Below are 16,615 nucleotides of genomic sequence, written 5' to 3' on the forward strand. Positions count from 1 at the left end.
CGGACACCTGCACCCCGTTAAATTGATGCCGCTGCCAAACGCCTAAACTCCCGTGGTGAACGGTATTTCAGCGCGCTGTGCGGATGCTCCTCGTTGTAATGCTCAAAGGCAATCGTCAGGTTACGCAAGGCTGTTTCCCGGTCAGGTTTGGGCATGTGCGCGACGTAGTCGCGTTTCATCGTTTTGACGAAGCTCTCGGCCATGCCGTTGCTCTGCGGGCTACGCACCGGTGTGGTCACCGGTTGCAAACCGATCTGTCGGGCAAACTGGCGTGTCTGTTCAGCGATGTAGGCCGAGCCATTGTCGCTCAGCCATTGCACCGGGGTGGCAGGCGCCTCTTCACCGAAGCGTTTTTCCACCGCCTCCAGCATCAGATCACGGATATCGTCGCCGCTGTACCCGGTCGGGCTGGCCACCCAACCGATGGCTTCGCGGTCGCAGCAGTCCAGGGCAAAGGTCACGCTCAGCTTGGCGTTATCATCACAGCGAAACTCAAACCCGTCCGAGCACCACCGGGTATCGCTGGTGGCCACGGCAATTCGGCCTTCGTGACGGCGTGCCACACCCGGTTGTTTAATCCGTCGCTCCAGCAGCAACTGATGATCGCGCATGACGCGATAAACCCGCTTGACGTTGATCGGCGCCTGACTCTGCTTTTCACGCCGACGACGCAGCAACCCCCACACACGGCGGTACCCGTAGCTGGGCAGTTCACTCACTTCAGCCTGAATTTCTTCGACCAGTGCGGCATCGTCCAGCGCAGGGCGACGCCGCTCGACCTGAGCATTTGGGTTGAGTCGAACCGTCAATTGCGAGCGCGCTACACCGAGACTTTCACTGATCAGCTTCACTGGTCGTCCCCCGGCAACAAGGGTGAGTGCGCAATCCATTTTCGCGACCGAGCAATCTCCACAGCTTCCTGAAGGATCTCGACCTGCATGGTTTTCTTGCCAAGCATGCGCTGTAGCTCGCGGATCTGCTTGAGCGCATCGGCCAGCTCGGAAGCGGGCACCACGCTCTCCCCAGCACTGACAGCCGAGAGACTGCCGCTCTGATAGAGCTTGCGCCACTGAAACAACTGGTTGGCATTCACGCCATTCTGTCGAGCCACCACCGAGACGCTTTGCCCCGGTTGCAGGCTCTCGCGAACCATGGCCAGTTTTTGCTCCGGGCTCCAGCGGCGACGCCGCTCCTGACCCAAAAGCTCCCCACCCTTATCGTTTCTATTAGTCATATACACAGTCGTTTGCCTATCCCTTATGTTAAGGGGGAAACGGTGTCCTGTCTTTCAGGGGGCTCGTCCATGGACGGCACAACGGGAGCTTGCCATTCGCTTCAAAGCGACTGCTTCACCTACCTTAACGCGATGGGTTGAATCATGTCCTCAGTAAGGCTAGCTGTTATCCAGTCCCTTCCCAGACATTGATTCCAGGCCAGTTGCTGGTGTCAGACTATGAGTGTCAGATTTACACATAACCATATGATGAATAATATGATTTCCTGTTGTGAAATTTGGTGTGTCTAGAAAACTGTGATGCTCGACATCAACGGCATTCTCGGCCTGGCGGCGTTGATGGGCGGCATCAAGCACGGTGAGCAGTCCTATAACGACGATTCGGCGCGCAGTTACAGCGTGATGATCCTTACCGCCATGGGCGTTTCGATGGTCGTGCCGGAGTTTATTCCCGAGGCCAATTGGAAGGTTTATTCGGGCTTCACCATTGGCGCGATGATGGTGCTTTATGCGTTGTTCCTGCGTATGCAGGTGGGGCCTCACAGTTATTTTTTCAGCTACAGCTACCCGGAAAAACGCCGTAAAAAAGTCTCGGAAGAAGCACCTGAGCCGGTCAATCTGGCGCTGAGTATCGGGATGTTGGTGTTCGGCGTGGTGGTGATCGGCGCACTTGCCGAGGTAATGTCCAAGACCCTTGACCTGGGCCTGGAAGGCACGGGCGCACCGCCGGTGATCACGGCAATCCTGGTGGCCGCGATCTCGGCCGCGCCGGAAATTCTGACGGCGTTGCGTGCCGCATTGGCCAACCGCATGCAGTCGGTAGTCAACATCGCGATGGGTGCGTCGCTGTCCACGGTGATCCTGACGGTGCCGGTGATGGAAGCCATGGCACTTTACACGGGCCAGCCGTTTCAGATGGCCATGACCCCGGTGCAGACCGTGATGGTGTTCATTACCTTGATCGTCAGTGCGATCAACCTCAATGACGGCGAAACCAATGCCATCGAAGGCATGACTCACTTTGTGCTGTTTGCGACGTTCATCATGCTGTCGCTACTCGGCCTCTGAAAACACCACCAAACCCATGGGTAGCGAGCCGGCTCGGGAATGGGCCGGGTCAGCCAACATTGATGTTGAATACCCGTGTGCTTTCGCGAGCAGGCTCGCCCACCGTTTTAATGAGTGTGGGGTCAGGTGCCCGCAATCAACTGCCGCGCTGCCTGGCTGTGATTGGCAATCAAACCTTTCAGGTCGAGCCCTTCGACTTGCCCGTCGATCACCCGCCACTTGCCGCCAATCATCACTCGGTCCGCGCGATCCGCACCGCACAGCAGCAGCGCGGATACGGGATCATGGCTGCCGGAGAAGCGCAGTTCATCGAGCTTGAACAGCGCCAGGTCGGCCTGCTTGCCCACGGCCAGCTCACCAATGTCGGTACGGCCGAGCAAACTGGCCGAACCCTTGGTCGCCCAGCCCAAAACCAGCTCTGGGGTGATCTTCTCGGCACCATAACGCAGGCGCTGGAGGTACAGCGCCTGACGGGTTTCGAGCATCATGTTGGACGCATCGTTGGACGCCGATCCGTCCACGCCCAAGCCCAGCAGCGCACCGGCTGCGGTCAGGTCCAGGGTCGGGCAAATGCCGGAGGCCAGGCGCATGTTCGAACTCGGGCAATGGCAGATACCGGTTCCGGCCGCGCCGAGGCGGGTGATTTCGTCCGGGTTGAAGTGGATGCCGTGGGCCAGCCAGGTGCGTGGGCCGAGCCAGCCGACGCTGTCCAGGTAGTCCACGGTGCGCAGGCCGAAGCGTTGCAGGCAGAAGTCTTCTTCGTCGAGGGTTTCCGCCAAGTGCGTGTGCAGGCGCACGTCGAGTGTGTTGGCCAGTTCGGCGCTGGCCGACATGATTTCCGGCGTCACCGAAAACGGCGAGCAGGGCGCTAGCGCGATCTGGATTTGCGCGCCATCACCCCGCTCGTGGTACTCGGCAATCAGCCGCTCGCTGTCGGCGAGGATGACTTCGCCTTGCTGCACTGTTTGCTGGGGCGGCAAGCCACCGTCCTTTTCGCCGAGGCTCATGGAACCGCGCGTGAGCATGGCGCGCATCCCCAGTTCGCGGACGCTTTCGACTTGTACGTCGATTGCATTTTCCAGGCCTTCCGGGAACAGGTAATGGTGGTCGGCGGCAGTGGTGCAACCGGACAGCAGCAACTCAGCCAGTGCAACTTTGCTGGCGAGTGCAAGCTTTTCAGGCGTGAGGCGCGCCCAGACCGGGTAGAGGGTTTTCAACCACGGGAACAGGGGTTGATTGACCACCGGTGCCCAGGCGCGAGTCAGGGTTTGATAGAAATGGTGATGGGTGTTGATCAGCCCCGGCAGGATCACATGCTCGCGGGCATCGAAGACTTGTCCACAAGGCGCGGACGGTTGCTGGCCGGCGGCGAGCATTTCAATGATCAAACCGTCTTGCAGGACCAAACCACCACGGGCATCGAGGCCATTGGCAGTAAAGATAGCGAGGGGGTTTTTTAACCAGGTGCGGGTCGCAGGCATGTTGGCCGGCTCCTCTGAAAGTGGGGTTCAGGTTAGCCAGCTCAGTGATTACCCTGTCTGCTGATCCAGGGTCGCCGCGAGGCGAGGTGCGAAGTTTCCTGCAAAAGCGCTTCGCGGGCAAGGCGTCATATCAGGCGACACATCACCAGGGAATGGTTTCGCCTTTGTAGTTCACGAAGTGATGGCCGCCCTTGCCGGTATAAGCGTTCACCTGATCGATCAACCCGCGCGTGCTGGTTTGTACATCAAGGTCCGCGCCTTCGCCGCCCATGTCGGTCTTCACCCAACCCGGATGCAGCGACAGCACGGTAAGTTTGTGCTCGCCCAACTGCGTGACGAAGCTATTGGTCATCGAATTCAACGCGGCCTTGCTGGCCTTGTACAGCGCCAATTCCGGCGCGTCGGGCATGGTTACGCTACCAAGCACCGAACTCATGAACGCCAGGACGCCGCTGCCTTCACGGATCTGCCCGACAAAACGCTGGGCCAGGTTGATTGGCGCCACGGCGTTGGTGAAAAACAGTTGCCCGACTTCGGCCTGTGTCGCCCCGCCCGGGGTTTGAACGTCAGGGCCTTTAACGCCGGCATTCACGAACAACAGGTCAAATACTTCGTCCTTGAGCTGCTGGCTCAGGGCGATCACGGCCTGCTGGTCATCCATGTCGAGTTTCTCGATCCGCACCTTGCCCAACGCTTGCAACGCGTCGGCGTTCTGTGGGTTGCGCACGGTAGCGGTGACGTGCCAGCCGTCAGCCAGCAGGGTTTTCACCAACCCGAGGCCCAAGCCCCGGGAGGCGCCGATGATGAGTGCGGTTTTTGCCGTCGACATGAGTGGCTTCCTTGATAAATGGGATCACGGATTTAATGGACAACGTTGACCGAGCCTTTGCTGCAATTCACCGCGCAACGCGTCGAGTTCGGTCATCCGGGTTTCGATCAGCTTGAGCTTGTCGTGCAGCAATTGCGTAACAGCACTGTCCGGGTCAGGTGACTGCCATAGCGCCGCGACGCTGTTACCGATCTCGCCGAGGGTAAAGCCCAAACGCTGAGCCGTCTTGATGTACAGCACCAGTTGCACCATGTCGGCCGGGTAGTCGCGGTAACCGTTGGCGCTGCGTTGCGCTGCAATCAACCCGCGCTGCTCGTAGAAGCGCAACGTGTCGCGGCTAACGGCGCTGGCCTGGGCTAATTCACCGATGCGCATTATGACGTCTCAGAGGGGGCTTGACCCTGGAGCATACTCCAGGCTTTAGCCTGGTTGCTCCTCGAATTTATGGAGCGACACTGATGTGGACTTCAACGCAATATCGCCGACTGGTGCGTAGCAGTGCCTGGTATGACTTGATCGTAACCGCAGCGTTTGCCACGCCGTGGAGTTTTGCGGCGTTGCATGGGGCCTTGTCGGGCGTGAGTCAGGCGTTGAATTTACCCGGTGAACTGCCGGCGTTTGCGCCGATGCACCTGCTGATGGCGAATCTATTGGGGTCGATTGTTTGCGTGTGGGCAGTGCTGCGGATTCGTGATCCGCAGCAGGTATTTGGGCGGTATGACGCGATGGGGCGGTTCCTGTTTGCGGCTTGGCAGTGGTATGCCTTGGTCCATGGCGCCAGTTCGTTATTGGTGATTTTCCTGTTCTTTGAATTGGTGTGGGGCGTGGTTCAGGTGTTGCCGGTGCGGGCGCCTTCGCCGGCAGGCTCGCCCACAGTCGGCGTGTGTTGATCACAACAATCCGCTGCAACTCGGTCATCAATGCGACCGAGCCAGCTCGGGAAGACGCCGGTGCAGGCGCCCATTAATGCCCGCCTTGCCACGGCTGCCCCAACGACATCGGTGCATACAGCCGCGTGCGGACCGCGTCCCGTGACAACAACACCAGGACTACGATGGTCGCGACGTAGGGCAACATCGCCAGCAAACTCGACGGAATCGCCAGCCCCAACCCCTGCGCCACCAAGTGCAGGATGCTGGCGAGCCCGAATAGGTACGCCCCGAGCAACAGCCGCCACACCCGCCAACTGGAAAACACCACCAGCGCTAACGCAATCCAGCCGCGTCCGGCGCTCATGTTTTCGGCCCACATCGGCGTGTAGGCCAGCGACAGGTACGCCCCTGCCAACCCGGCCATCGCCCCCCCGAACAGGACCGCCAGGGTGCGCACAGCCAACACCGGCAGGCCCATCGCGCTTGCCGCATCCGGATTTTCCCCGACGGCCTGGATGATCAAGCCCACGCGACTTTTCACAATCACCCAGGCCACCAGTGCAAACAGCACGAACGACACGTACACCAGCAGGTCTTGCGCAAACAGCATCCGGCCAATCAGCGGGATTTCACTCAGATAAGGAATCGCCACCGGCTCAAAACCCGCCAGTGGTTTACCGACCCATGCCGCGCCGACGAACGTCGACAGGCCAACACCGAAGATCGTCAGCGCGAGCCCTGTGGCCACCTGATTGGCGTTGAACACCAACGCCACCAAGGCAAACAGCGATGACAGCAGCATCCCGGCGAGCATCGCCAGCAGCACGCCGAGCCACAGGTTGCCGCTGTTCAATGCGACGATAAAACCGATTACAGCGCCAAACAGCATCATGCCTTCCTGACCCAGGTTCAGGACGCCGCTCTTCTCGCAGATCAGTTCGCCCAGCGCCACCAACAGCAACGGGGTGCCACAGCGGACCATGGCGTAGAAAATATTGCTCAGCAAATCGATATCCATCACAGGACTCCTGCGTGTACGACGGGGGCGGCTGCGCGGCGCGACCAGCGCAGGTTCAACCGGGGGCGATAAAGAATCAGTACGTCGCTGGCCAGCAGGAAAAACAGCATCATGCCCTGGAACAACTGCGTGATCGCTTGGGGCAGGTTCATGCTCATCTGCGCGCTCTCGCCACCGATGTACAGCAGCGCCATCAACAAGCTGGAAAACAGAATGCCGATTGGATTCAGTCGCCCGAGAAACGCCACCGTGATCGCTGCATAGCCGTAACCCGGTGAGACTTGCGGCACCAGTTGGCCAATCGGCCCGGTCACTTCACACACCCCGGCGAGCCCCGCCAGACCGCCGCTGATCAACAGCGCCAGCCAGATCAATCGCTTCTCGCGAAAGCCGACAAAACCGGCGGCGCGCTTGTCCAGCCCCAGCACTTTGATCTGAAACCCGACAAAGCTTTTCTGCAACAGTACCCACACGGCGACCAGCGCGAGCAGGGCAAAATACACCCCGGCGTGAACGCGTCCGTCTTCCATCAACAAGGGCAAACGGCTGGCCTCGCCGAACATCGCCGATTCCGGAAAGTTGAAACCGGCGGGGTCCTTCAACGGCCCGTGTACGCAGAACAGCAGCAGGTTCAGTGCGATGTAATTGAGCATGATGCTGGTGAGGATTTCATTGGCGTTGAAGCGAGTTCGCAGCCACGCCGTCAACCCGGCCCACCCGGCGCCGGCCAGGGTGCCGGTGAGCAGGATCAACACCAAGGCCCAGCGACTTTGCATGTCGATGATGTTCACCGCCAATGCGCTGCCGGCCAGCGCGCCGAGCAGTAATTGGCCTTCGGCGCCGATGTTCCAGATCCGCGCCTGATACGCCACCGCCAGACCGAGGGCGCAGAGCAGAATCGGCAAGGCTTTGACCAGCAGTTCAGAGACGCCGTACAGGTCGCTGATCGGTGCAATCAGCAAGGTGTGTAAGGTCAGTAATGGGTCGTGCCCCAGCGCGATAAACAACAGTGAGCCGCAGCCCAGGGTCAGCGCGGCGGCGATTACCGGCGAGCACCACAACATCAGGCGTGATTGCTGGCCACGGGGTTCGAGAGAAAGCAGCATGTGAAACTCCGTTAAACCGTTGCAGGCGCAAGTGGGTGAGGGGCGTCGAATTGGCCGGCCATCCATCCGCCGACATCGCTCAGACGGGTGTCGATGGTGGCTTTTAGCGGAGAAAGTCGGCCGCTGCACAAAGCTCCCAGCCGATCACAGATCTGGAACAGTTCGTCGAGGTCTTCGGAGATCACCAGGATCGCCGCGCCGGCATCGCGCAAGGCAATCAGCGCCCGGTGAATGGTCGCCGCCGCACCGACGTCTACGCCCCAGGTCGGGTGTGCGGCCACCAGCAATTTCGGGTGTTGAAGAATTTCCCGACCGAGGATGAATTTCTGCAAGTTGCCGCCGGAGAGGCTACGGGCCGCTGTGCGAGTGTTGGGTGTTTTGACCCCGAAGCGGCGGATGATGTCTTCAGCCAAAGCTTCGACCTTGGCGCGCTGGATGAGCCCGTTACTTACCAGTCCTTGTTGAAAAGCGCTGAGCAGCGCGTTGTCGGCCAGGCTCAGTTCCGGCACCGCGCCGTGGCTCAGACGCTCGGCGGGGACAAACGCCTGGCCGAGTTTGCGTCGTGCGTCTGGCCGCAAGTGCGCGACGGCTTGCCCGCCGAAACGAATGATTGCGCGGTCGTCGCGGATCAGCCGTTCTTCGCCGCTGAGCAGCGCCAGCAACTCATCCTGGCCGTTACCGGCCACGCCGGCGACACCGACGATTTCACCGCTGCGCACCTCAAGGTCAACGTCTTTGAGGGAGCAGCCGAACGGGTCGGGGTTGTGCCAAGACAATCGAGCCACGCTCAAAAAAACATCGCCGCCAACGGCTTTTGGATAATCCGTCATCAACTCGGCCGTTTCGCCGACCATCAGTCGTGCCAGTTGTTGATCCGAACAGTCGGCCGGCACGCAATGTCCGGAAACCCTTCCGCCGCGCAGCACTGTGGCGCTGTGACACAAGGCGCGGACTTCGCCGAGCTTGTGGCTGATAAACAAAATGCTGCAACCCTCGCTGGCTAGTCGGCGCAGGGTGATGAACAGTTCATCGGCTTCTTGCGGGGTCAACACTGAGGTCGGTTCATCGAGAATCAGTAAGCGAATGTCCTGCATCAGGCAGCGAATGATTTCTACGCGCTGGCGTTCGCCGATGGACAGGCTGTGGATCAGTCGTTCTGGCTCCAGCGCCATGCCATAGCGTTGGGACACCTCACGGATTTTCGGTTCGAGTCGGGCAGGCGTACCGGCCGATGCGCCCATTGCCAGAGCGATGTTTTGCGCCACGGTCAGGGTTTCAAATAATGAGAAATGCTGGAACACCATGCCAATGCCGAGTGCTCGGGCTTGGGCCGGGTTGCGCAGGCTGACCCGCTGTCCCTGCCAGATCACCTCTCCCGCGTCGGCTTGGGTGACGCCGTAGATGATCTTCATCAAGGTACTTTTGCCCGCGCCGTTCTCACCGAGTAGGGCGTGGATTTCGCCCGGCGCGATGCTCAGGTCGATGGCATCGTTGGCCAGGCAACCGGGGTAGCGTTTACTGATGTGGCGCAGTTGCAGGCGGGGCGTTTGATCGGGGATCGGCACGGTGTTGGGCATGACAGGCTCGGTCGATTGGCGTTATGCCTGTGAACAAAGCAATTTCCTGGCCATTGAGTCAGGAAAGCGCAGCGACCGCACTGTTCCGGGCTTGCGAGCAGTACCGGGAGGTATTCGGCTCGCTCCTCAGGCACTACTTGAGGGCGGATACAAGGCAGCGGGCTCCGATTTCGCTCGTGATAGCTTGGTTAAAAAACGAACAATTGGCTGCACGCTATGACGGGCCGGCTGCCGAGACAGTCATGAACGGGTTATCCACAGGTTGCTCCACAGTATTTGTGTGCAAGCTCAACGCTTGGGCATAAGCGCTGCCGATCTTTCTACTAAAGGTGATAAATCGTTCTAACTGATTGTTTTTTAGTGTATTTGAAGTTTTTACGGGTGGATTGGACAAAAAACGAGCAAAGCCCGCAAAGCCGCATGACAGAAGGGTTACAGCAGAATGTACTCAGGTTATCCACAGCCGGGTACACAGCAGATGTGGGCAAGTACCCTGTGCATTGTTTTTGAGGGGCGCCCCAAAAAATTGCAGGCGTGTGCGACCTTTCAGTCGTCTGTTAGCGCTGCAACAGAATTCGTCCGCGGCTCAAATCAGCCAGTTGGTTTTGCAGCGTCTCGATGCGCAGTGCGCCGACGGCTAATTGCAGTTCCACGCCGTTGGCCGTGAATGTCTCTGTGATCACGATCCCACCGAGTTCCGCTACCCGCAGCTTCACCAGTGCCAATTCACCGAAGGCGCAGGCGCACGTCACCGGTAAGCGGCTGATCAGTTCGACTTTGTGCGCGCCTTGCAGGCATTTGTTGGCGCCGCCGCCATAGGCTCGAGCAAGGCCGCCGGTGCCCAGTTGAATACCGCCATACCAACGGATCACCAACACGGCGACCTGATCGCAATCCTGCGCCTCGATCGCCGCCAGAATCGGCCGGCCAGCGGTGCCGCCGGGTTCGCCATCGTCGTTGCTGCGGTATTGGTCGCCCAGCTTCCAGGCCCAGCAGTTGTGGGAGGCATTCATGTCGCTGTATTGGTCGATGAACGCCTGCGCTTCGGCCGGGCTGCCAACCGGCCCGGCGTAGGTGATGAAGCGGCTTTTGCGAATCTCTTCGCGGTATTCGCCAACGTCGCTGAGGGTAAAAGGCATAGAGATTTAGAGCGAGGGTGTCAGGCCGCAGCCCTTGAGAATAATGCGTATCAGGTTGTTGCCGGCGTCTTCCATGTCTTGTTTGGTCAACTTGGCGCGGCCGCTGACCCGGCAAATCTGCGTGGCGAAGTCGGCGTAATGCTGAGTGCTGCCCCACAGCAGGAAGATCAGGTTCACCGGATCGACCGGGTCCATCTTGCCGGCGTCTATCCACGCTTGGAACACCGCGGCTCTGCCCTGGAACCAGGCGCGATAATCCTGATTGAAATATTCGGTCAGGCATTCGCCGCCGCTGATTACTTCCATGGCGAATATTCGCGAGGCTTGCGGCTGGCGACGGGAGAATTCCATTTTGGCGCGGATGTAACGGGTCAGCGCTTCAGCCGGATCGTCCTCGGCCGTCAGGGTGTTGAAGGTGCTGTCCCACAATTCGATGATGTTGCTCAACACCGCCACGTACAAACCAAGCTTATTGGTGAAGTAGTAATGCAGGTTCGCTTTGGGCAGCCCGGCATTCTGGGCGATGGTGTTCATGCTGGTGCCTTTGAACCCGTGGCGGGCGAATTCATCTTCGGCGGCTTTGAGGATCGTCTCTTCGTTCTTTTGACGAATGCGGCTGGCAGGTTTGCCGCCGTGGGCGGGGACTTCAAAGGTCATAGGCACTTCCAAAATGGTCTGTGGATGCAACCAGTGCGTTGATAGCGCACCCACAGGTTTCAGACAAGTCCTGAGACAATAAAACCCTTATAGCTGCTCGATCGGGTCGCTTTTTAGCGGGGGATTGGCGTCAAGCATTTGGGTTTTCGATTCAGGCAGCAACAGGCACATCAGGATCGCCGTGATACCGCCACTGGTGATCGCCGAGTCGAACAGGTTTTGCACCAGTTTCGGCAGCAGGTGCAAAAGGCTCGGTTGTGCCGCAATCCCCAGGCCAACGCCGAACGAGGTGGCGATGATCAACATGCTGCGCCGATCCAGCGGTGCCTGGGCGAGGATGCGCACACCGGCCGCCGCGACACTGCCAAACATCACCAGGGTTGCGCCGCCGAGCACTGGTTTGGGGATCTGCTGCAACACCGCGCCAATCAGCGGAAACAGCCCTAGGCAAAACAGCACTGCGCCGATGTATAAGCCGACGTAACGGCTGGCGACGCCGGTTAACTGGATTACGCCGTTGTTCTGCGCAAACGTGGTGTTGGGGAACGCGCTAAAGGTTGCGGCGATCAGGCAACTGAAGCCGTCACCGAGGACGCCGCCCTTGAGTCGGCTTATATAAGAAGGCCCCGTGATCGGTTGACGAGCGAGCATGCAATTGGCCGTGAGGTCGCCCACGGTTTCGAGGGTGCTGATCAGATAAATCAGGGCCACGGGCAGGAACGCCGTCCAGTCGAAGCTGAAACCGAACCTGAACGGAATCGGCAGACTGACAAAAGGTAAGTCAGGCAAAGGTTGCGGGACCAGTTTTCCACTGAACCATGCAGCGAGGCTGCCCAGCAGTAAGCCGATGATGATGGCTGAAAGGCGAATCCACGGGGTGTTCGAGCGATTGAGCAGGACAATCGTCAACAGTACGAACAGCCCCAACGCCAGATTACCCGGTGCGCCGAAGTCTGCCGCGTTGAAACCGCCGCCCACGTCAGTGATGCCGACCTTGATCAGGCTGATGCCGATCAGCGTGATGACAATCCCGGTCACCAGCGGCGTGATCACTCGGCGCAACTGACCGATGAAGCGGCTCAGCACTATTTGCACCACCGCGCCGAAAAAGCACACGCCGAAGATCATCGCCAGGATGTCCTCAGGACTGCCGCCCCGTTGCTTGACCATAAAACCGGCGGACAACACGGCACCCAAAAAGGCAAAACTGGTGCCTTGCAGGCAGATCATCCCGGCGCCAATGCCAAAAGGCCTGCGGGCCTGAATGAACGTGCCTACGCCGGAGACCATCAGAGCCATGCTGATCAAGTACGGCAGGTGCGCGGACAAACCGAGGGCCGAGCCGATGACCAGTGGCGGGGTGATGATGCCAACGAAACTGGCAAGTACGTGTTGCAGCGCGGCGAGGATTGCGGCGAGCGGTTTTGGGCGATCGTTGAGGCCGTAGATCAAATCGCTTTGGGTCGAGGATTCTGGCTGCATGGACGTAGGAACTCAGTGCTGACGGATCAAGGTGCTGATACGTTGCAAAAAGCTGTCCAACTGCTCAGCTTATTGATCGTTTTTCACTGTTTCGCCCAGTCTGGGCGGGCGTTAGGGTGTTTAACGAGTGGCCGCCAAGCTCTCCAGAAAACTTTCCAGCACCAAATGTGGGCGGCGCCCTTTGCGCGTGACCGATGCGAGGCTCAGGTCATAAAAACGCACTGTAGGCTTAAGTACGCGTAATCGACCTTGTTGCACCCAGAGGTTGGCGTAGTGGTCCGGCAGGTAACCGATGTAGCGCCCCGTCAGAATCAGGAAGGCCATGCCTTCACGATCCGATGCACTCGCGGTGCAGTTGAGTGCCTGATAGTGAGCCTGAATATCGGCAGGCAGGCGGAAGGTCGGCGCGATGGCGTCCTGGCTGTTGAGGCGGTCATCGTCCAATTGTTTGTCATCGGCGTAAAACAGTGGATGGCCTACCGCGCAGTACAACAGCGAGCGTTCGCTATAGAGCGGTTGATACTCCAAGCCTGACAAGGCGCTGGCCTGTGGCACAACACCAACATGCAAGCGGCCGTCGAGCACGCCTTGTTCAACTTCATTGGGGGCGATCATGCGGATCTGAATCTGCACGTCCGGCCCGCGTTCCTTCAGTTGCGCCAACGCGTGGGTGATGCGCATGTGGGGCAGGGTGACCAGGTTATCGGTCAGGCCAATGGTCAACTCGCCGCGCAGGTGTTGGTGCAGGCCGTTGACCTCGGTGCGGAAACTTTCCAGCGCACTTAATAGCTGTAATGCCGATTGATAGACCTCGCGGCCTTCTTCAGTCAGGGAAAAACCGGCGCGACCTCGTTGGCACAGGCGCAGGCCAAGCCGCTGCTCCAGATCACCCATCTGTTGGCTGATCGCTGAACGACCGATGCCCAGCACCGATTCCGCCGCAGAAAAGCCACCGCACTCCACCACGCTGCGAAAAATACGCAGCAGGCGAATATCAAAGTCGCTGACCTGTGCCAGCGGATCGGGGCGACGCGTGCTCATGCTGTATGACTCAAAGTTTAGTAGTGGGCTGACTGAACATTAGAAAAGTTGCATTTCAACGACTTTATCTCCGTGGCAATTTAGCTGCAAGAACGCTTTTGATCTCTACGCCGCTCATTGCCTGCGAGGTTTTGCTCATGAACATGCCCGAAAACGCCCGGTCTCCCTTGGCCAGCCAGCTCAAACTCGATGCGCACTGGATGCCCTACACCGCGAATCGAAATTTCCAGCGTGATCCGCGACTGATCGTTGCCGCCGAGGGCAGTTGGCTGACCGACGACAAGGGTCGCAAGATCTATGATTCGCTGTCGGGTCTTTGGACCTGCGGCGCCGGGCATACACGCAAGGAAATTCAAGAGGCGGTGGCCAAGCAGTTGGGTACGCTCGATTACTCGCCGGGCTTTCAATACGGTCACCCGCTGTCGTTCCAGTTGGCTGAAAAGATCACCGACCTGACTCCCGGCAATTTGAATCACGTGTTCTTCACTGACTCAGGTTCTGAATGCGCCGACACGGCGGTAAAAATGGTGCGGGCCTACTGGCGCCTGAAAGGTCAGGCGACCAAGACCAAAATGATTGGCCGTGCCCGTGGGTATCACGGTGTGAACATTGCCGGCACCAGCCTTGGCGGTGTGAACGGCAACCGTAAACTGTTCGGCCAAGGCCTGATGGACGTCGATCACCTGCCGCACACTCTGCTGGCGAGCAATGCCTTTTCCCGTGGCATGCCGAAAGAGGGGGGCATTGCGTTGGCGGATGAGTTGCTCAAACTGATCGAATTGCACGACGCGTCGAATATTGCCGCGGTGTTCGTCGAGCCAATGGCCGGTTCCGCTGGTGTTCTGGTTCCGCCTGAGGGCTACCTCAAACGCCTGCGTGAGATCTGCGATCTGCACAATATCCTGCTGGTGTTCGACGAGGTGATCACCGGTTTTGGCCGCACTGGTTCGATGTTCGGCGCCGACAGCTTTGGCGTGACCCCGGACCTGATGTGTATCGCCAAGCAAGTCACCAACGGCGCGATCCCGATGGGCGCGGTGATTGCCAGCTCCGAGATCTATCACACGTTTATGAATCAGGCGACGCCTGAGTACGCTGTGGAATTCCCTCACGGCTACACCTATTCGGCTCACCCGGTGGCATGCGCCGCTGGCCTGGCAGCTCTCGATTTGCTGCAAAAGGAAAACCTGGTGCAGAGCGTGGCCGAGGTTGCGCCGCATTTCGAAAATGCGTTGCACGGTCTGAAGGGCAGCAAGAACGTCATCGACATTCGTAACTACGGCCTGGCGGGTGCAATCCAGATTACCCCGCGTGACGGCGACGCGATTGTGCGTCCGTTCGAAGCAGGGATGGCACTGTGGAAAGCCGGGTTCTACGTGCGTTTTGGCGGCGACACCCTGCAGTTTGGCCCAACCTTCAACAGCAAGCCGCAAGACCTTGATCGTCTGTTTGACGCGGTCGGTGAAGTGCTGAACAAAATCGACTGATTTCTTCCTCTATATAAGCACCAACACCCGGTGCCCCACGACGGGTGCTGGTGGATAACATTTTAGGAGTAGCGCATGAGCCTTATCCCGCATTTGATCAATGGCGAATGGGTGACCGAAGAAGGTCGCACCGCTGATGTGTTCAATCCCTCTACCGGTCAACCGATCCATAAAGTGCCGTTGGCCAGTCGCGAAACCATTCAGAAAGCGATTGATTCGGCCAAGGCTGCGTTCCCTGCCTGGCGTAACACGCCACCGGCCAAGCGCGCTCAGGTGATGTTCCGTTTCAAGCAACTGCTTGAGCAGAACGAAGCACGTATTGCGCAGTTGATCAGCGAAGAACATGGCAAGACTCTGGAAGACGCGGCGGGCGAACTCAAACGCGGGATCGAGAACGTTGAGTTCGCTTGTGCGGCGCCGGAAATCCTCAAGGGCGAGTACAGCCGTAACGTCGGTCCGAACATTGATGCCTGGTCAGACTTTCAGCCGTTGGGCGTGGTAGCGGGGATTACTCCGTTCAACTTCCCGGCGATGGTGCCGTTGTGGATGTACCCGTTGGCAATCGTCTGCGGCAACTGCTTCATCCTCAAACCGTCTGAGCGTGACCCAAGCTCTACACTGCTGATCGCCCAACTACTGATCGAAGCCGGCCTGCCTAAAGGTGTGTTGAGCGTGGTCCACGGCGATAAGGTCGCGGTGGATGCATTGATCGACGCGCCGGAAGTCAAAGCGCTGAGCTTCGTTGGTTCGACGCCAATTGCCGAGTACATCTACGCCGAAGGCACCAAGCGTGGCAAACGCGTTCAGGCATTGGGCGGGGCGAAGAATCACGCGGTGCTCATGCCTGATGCAGATCTGGATAATGCTGTCAGTGCCCTGATGGGCGCGGCTTATGGTTCTTGTGGTGAGCGTTGCATGGCGATCTCGGTGGCCGTGTGCGTCGGTGACCAGGTTGCGGATGCGTTGGTGGCCAAGTTAGTGCCACAGATCAAGGCGCTGAAAATTGGTGCGGGCACCTCCTGTGGGCTGGACATGGGACCGCTGGTTTCCGGTCAGGCTCGCGACAAAGTCAGTGGCTATATAGAAGACGGCGTTGCATCCGGTGCTTCTTTGGTGGTCGACGGTCGCGGGTTGAGTGTGACCGGTCATGAGGAAGGGTTCTTCCTGGGCGGCTGTCTGTTCGACAACGTTACGCCGCAGATGCGCATCTATAAAGAAGAGATCTTCGGTCCTGTGCTGTGTGTCGTCCGGGTCAACAGTCTGGAAGAGGCTATGCAACTGATCAATGATCACGAGTATGGCAACGGCACCTGCATCTTTACCCGCGATGGGGAAGCTGCACGGTTGTTCTGCGATGAGATTGAAGTCGGCATGGTCGGCGTGAATGTGCCGTTGCCGGTGCCAGTGGCTTATCACAGCTTTGGTGGTTGGAAGCGTTCGTTGTTTGGCGATTTGCATGCCTATGGTCCGGATGGCGTGCGTTTCTACACCCGTCGCAAGGCTATTACCCAGCGCTGGCCGCAACGTGCGAGCCATGAGGCTTCGCAATTCGCTTTCCCTAGCCTGTGATTTCTTAGTGAAAGGGCCGACTCGTTAGAGTCGGCCCTACTGTTTTGGGCTGTTT

Annotated in this window: 14 protein-coding genes and 1 pseudogene; 4 read left to right on the plus strand and 11 right to left on the minus strand. The window is 58.9% G+C overall.

Annotated elements, in window-relative coordinates:
* Positions 1 to 17: 17 nt before the first annotated feature.
* Positions 18 to 1,234, minus strand: a protein-coding gene (locus RHM68_RS03155) for an IS3 family transposase (protein ID WP_322216042.1) whose coding sequence is annotated in 2 segments (ribosomal slippage) — positions 18 to 889 and positions 889 to 1,234 — 1,218 coding nt in all. Because the reading frame shifts where the segments join, the coding sequence is not laid out codon by codon here.
* Positions 1,235 to 1,531: 297 nt separating this feature from the next.
* Between RHM68_RS03155 and RHM68_RS03160 the strand changes: the two are divergent.
* Positions 1,532 to 2,302 (plus strand): annotated as a pseudogene (locus RHM68_RS03160) (calcium:proton antiporter); the annotation flags it as partial.
* A gap of 122 nt (positions 2,303 to 2,424) precedes the next feature.
* On the opposite strand, the gene RHM68_RS03165 reads toward RHM68_RS03160, so the two are convergent.
* The 3 genes from RHM68_RS03165 to RHM68_RS03175 form a co-directional block, all read right to left on the minus strand.
* Positions 2,425 to 3,783: an 8-oxoguanine deaminase gene (locus RHM68_RS03165; protein ID WP_322220501.1), complete on the minus strand. Its 1,359-nt coding sequence runs from the start codon at positions 3,781 to 3,783 to the stop codon at positions 2,425 to 2,427.
* Positions 3,784 to 3,925: 142 nt separating this feature from the next.
* Positions 3,926 to 4,612 (minus strand): SDR family oxidoreductase, encoded by a 687-nt coding sequence (locus RHM68_RS03170; RefSeq protein ID WP_322220502.1) that lies wholly within the window; start codon positions 4,610 to 4,612, stop codon positions 3,926 to 3,928.
* A gap of 24 nt (positions 4,613 to 4,636) precedes the next feature.
* Complete coding sequence (locus RHM68_RS03175) at positions 4,637 to 4,987, minus strand: MerR family transcriptional regulator (protein WP_322220503.1); 351 nt, start codon at positions 4,985 to 4,987, stop codon at positions 4,637 to 4,639.
* Between the two features lie 83 nt (positions 4,988 to 5,070).
* On the opposite strand from RHM68_RS03175, the gene RHM68_RS03180 reads away from it, so the two are divergent.
* Positions 5,071 to 5,502, plus strand: coding sequence for a hypothetical protein (locus RHM68_RS03180; RefSeq protein ID WP_322220504.1), 432 nt, complete (start codon positions 5,071 to 5,073; stop codon positions 5,500 to 5,502).
* Between the two features lie 73 nt (positions 5,503 to 5,575).
* On the opposite strand, the gene RHM68_RS03185 is transcribed toward RHM68_RS03180, so the two are convergent.
* The 7 genes from RHM68_RS03185 to RHM68_RS03215 form a co-directional block, all read right to left on the minus strand.
* On the minus strand, positions 5,576 to 6,502 hold the full coding sequence (locus RHM68_RS03185) for an ABC transporter permease (RefSeq protein WP_322220505.1): 927 nt from the start codon (positions 6,500 to 6,502) through the stop codon (positions 5,576 to 5,578).
* Positions 6,502 to 7,608, minus strand: a complete 1,107-nt coding sequence (locus RHM68_RS03190; RefSeq protein WP_322220506.1) for an ABC transporter permease — start codon at positions 7,606 to 7,608, stop codon at positions 6,502 to 6,504. Before RHM68_RS03190 ends, RHM68_RS03185 begins: the two co-directional genes overlap by 1 nt.
* Positions 7,609 to 7,619: 11 nt before the next feature.
* Positions 7,620 to 9,185 carry an ABC transporter ATP-binding protein gene (locus RHM68_RS03195; protein WP_322220507.1) on the minus strand — a complete coding sequence of 522 codons (1,566 nt, stop codon included), beginning with the start codon at positions 9,183 to 9,185 and terminating at the stop codon, positions 7,620 to 7,622.
* A 557-nt stretch (positions 9,186 to 9,742) separates the two neighbouring features.
* Complete coding sequence (locus RHM68_RS03200; protein WP_322220508.1) at positions 9,743 to 10,324, minus strand: YigZ family protein; 582 nt, start codon at positions 10,322 to 10,324, stop codon at positions 9,743 to 9,745.
* A 6-nt stretch (positions 10,325 to 10,330) separates the two neighbouring features.
* On the minus strand, positions 10,331 to 10,981 hold the full coding sequence (locus tag RHM68_RS03205) for a TetR/AcrR family transcriptional regulator (RefSeq protein ID WP_322220509.1): 651 nt from the start codon (positions 10,979 to 10,981) through the stop codon (positions 10,331 to 10,333).
* An 87-nt stretch (positions 10,982 to 11,068) separates the two neighbouring features.
* Complete coding sequence (locus RHM68_RS03210; protein ID WP_322220510.1) at positions 11,069 to 12,463, minus strand: nucleobase:cation symporter-2 family protein; 1,395 nt, start codon at positions 12,461 to 12,463, stop codon at positions 11,069 to 11,071.
* A gap of 120 nt (positions 12,464 to 12,583) precedes the next feature.
* Complete coding sequence (locus RHM68_RS03215) at positions 12,584 to 13,504, minus strand: LysR family transcriptional regulator (RefSeq protein ID WP_322220511.1); 921 nt, start codon at positions 13,502 to 13,504, stop codon at positions 12,584 to 12,586.
* A 137-nt stretch (positions 13,505 to 13,641) separates the two neighbouring features.
* Here RHM68_RS03215 and RHM68_RS03220 point away from each other — a divergent pair, with 137 nt between their 5' ends.
* Together RHM68_RS03220 and RHM68_RS03225 are read left to right on the plus strand one after the other, a co-directional pair.
* Positions 13,642 to 14,991, plus strand: a complete 1,350-nt coding sequence (locus RHM68_RS03220) for an aspartate aminotransferase family protein (protein ID WP_322220512.1) — start codon at positions 13,642 to 13,644, stop codon at positions 14,989 to 14,991.
* A gap of 75 nt (positions 14,992 to 15,066) precedes the next feature.
* Complete coding sequence (locus RHM68_RS03225; protein WP_322220513.1) at positions 15,067 to 16,560, plus strand: CoA-acylating methylmalonate-semialdehyde dehydrogenase; 1,494 nt, start codon at positions 15,067 to 15,069, stop codon at positions 16,558 to 16,560.
* Positions 16,561 to 16,615: the final 55 nt, after the last annotated feature.

Origin of the sequence: Pseudomonas sp. DC1.2, from assembly GCF_034351645.1 — a bacterium.
Lineage (GTDB): Bacteria > Pseudomonadota > Gammaproteobacteria > Pseudomonadales > Pseudomonadaceae > Aquipseudomonas.

What these genes read in the sequence shown, in the direction of transcription:
- RHM68_RS03165 (WP_322220501.1), bottom strand. Translation starts at nt 3,783, where the DNA reads ATGCCTGCGACCCGCACCTGGTTAAAAAACCCCCTCGCTATCTTTACT.
- RHM68_RS03170 (WP_322220502.1), bottom strand. Translation starts at nt 4,612, where the DNA reads ATGTCGACGGCAAAAACCGCACTCATCATCGGCGCCTCCCGGGGCTTG.
- RHM68_RS03175 (WP_322220503.1), bottom strand. Translation starts at nt 4,987, where the DNA reads ATGCGCATCGGTGAATTAGCCCAGGCCAGCGCCGTTAGCCGCGACACG.
- RHM68_RS03180 (WP_322220504.1), top strand. Translation starts at nt 5,071, where the DNA reads ATGTGGACTTCAACGCAATATCGCCGACTGGTGCGTAGCAGTGCCTGG.
- RHM68_RS03185 (WP_322220505.1), bottom strand. Translation starts at nt 6,502, where the DNA reads ATGGATATCGATTTGCTGAGCAATATTTTCTACGCCATGGTCCGCTGT.
- RHM68_RS03190 (WP_322220506.1), bottom strand. Translation starts at nt 7,608, where the DNA reads ATGCTGCTTTCTCTCGAACCCCGTGGCCAGCAATCACGCCTGATGTTG.
- RHM68_RS03195 (WP_322220507.1), bottom strand. Translation starts at nt 9,185, where the DNA reads ATGCCCAACACCGTGCCGATCCCCGATCAAACGCCCCGCCTGCAACTG.
- RHM68_RS03200 (WP_322220508.1), bottom strand. Translation starts at nt 10,324, where the DNA reads ATGCCTTTTACCCTCAGCGACGTTGGCGAATACCGCGAAGAGATTCGC.
- RHM68_RS03205 (WP_322220509.1), bottom strand. Translation starts at nt 10,981, where the DNA reads ATGACCTTTGAAGTCCCCGCCCACGGCGGCAAACCTGCCAGCCGCATT.
- RHM68_RS03210 (WP_322220510.1), bottom strand. Translation starts at nt 12,463, where the DNA reads ATGCAGCCAGAATCCTCGACCCAAAGCGATTTGATCTACGGCCTCAAC.
- RHM68_RS03215 (WP_322220511.1), bottom strand. Translation starts at nt 13,504, where the DNA reads ATGAGCACGCGTCGCCCCGATCCGCTGGCACAGGTCAGCGACTTTGAT.
- RHM68_RS03220 (WP_322220512.1), top strand. Translation starts at nt 13,642, where the DNA reads ATGAACATGCCCGAAAACGCCCGGTCTCCCTTGGCCAGCCAGCTCAAA.
- RHM68_RS03225 (WP_322220513.1), top strand. Translation starts at nt 15,067, where the DNA reads ATGAGCCTTATCCCGCATTTGATCAATGGCGAATGGGTGACCGAAGAA.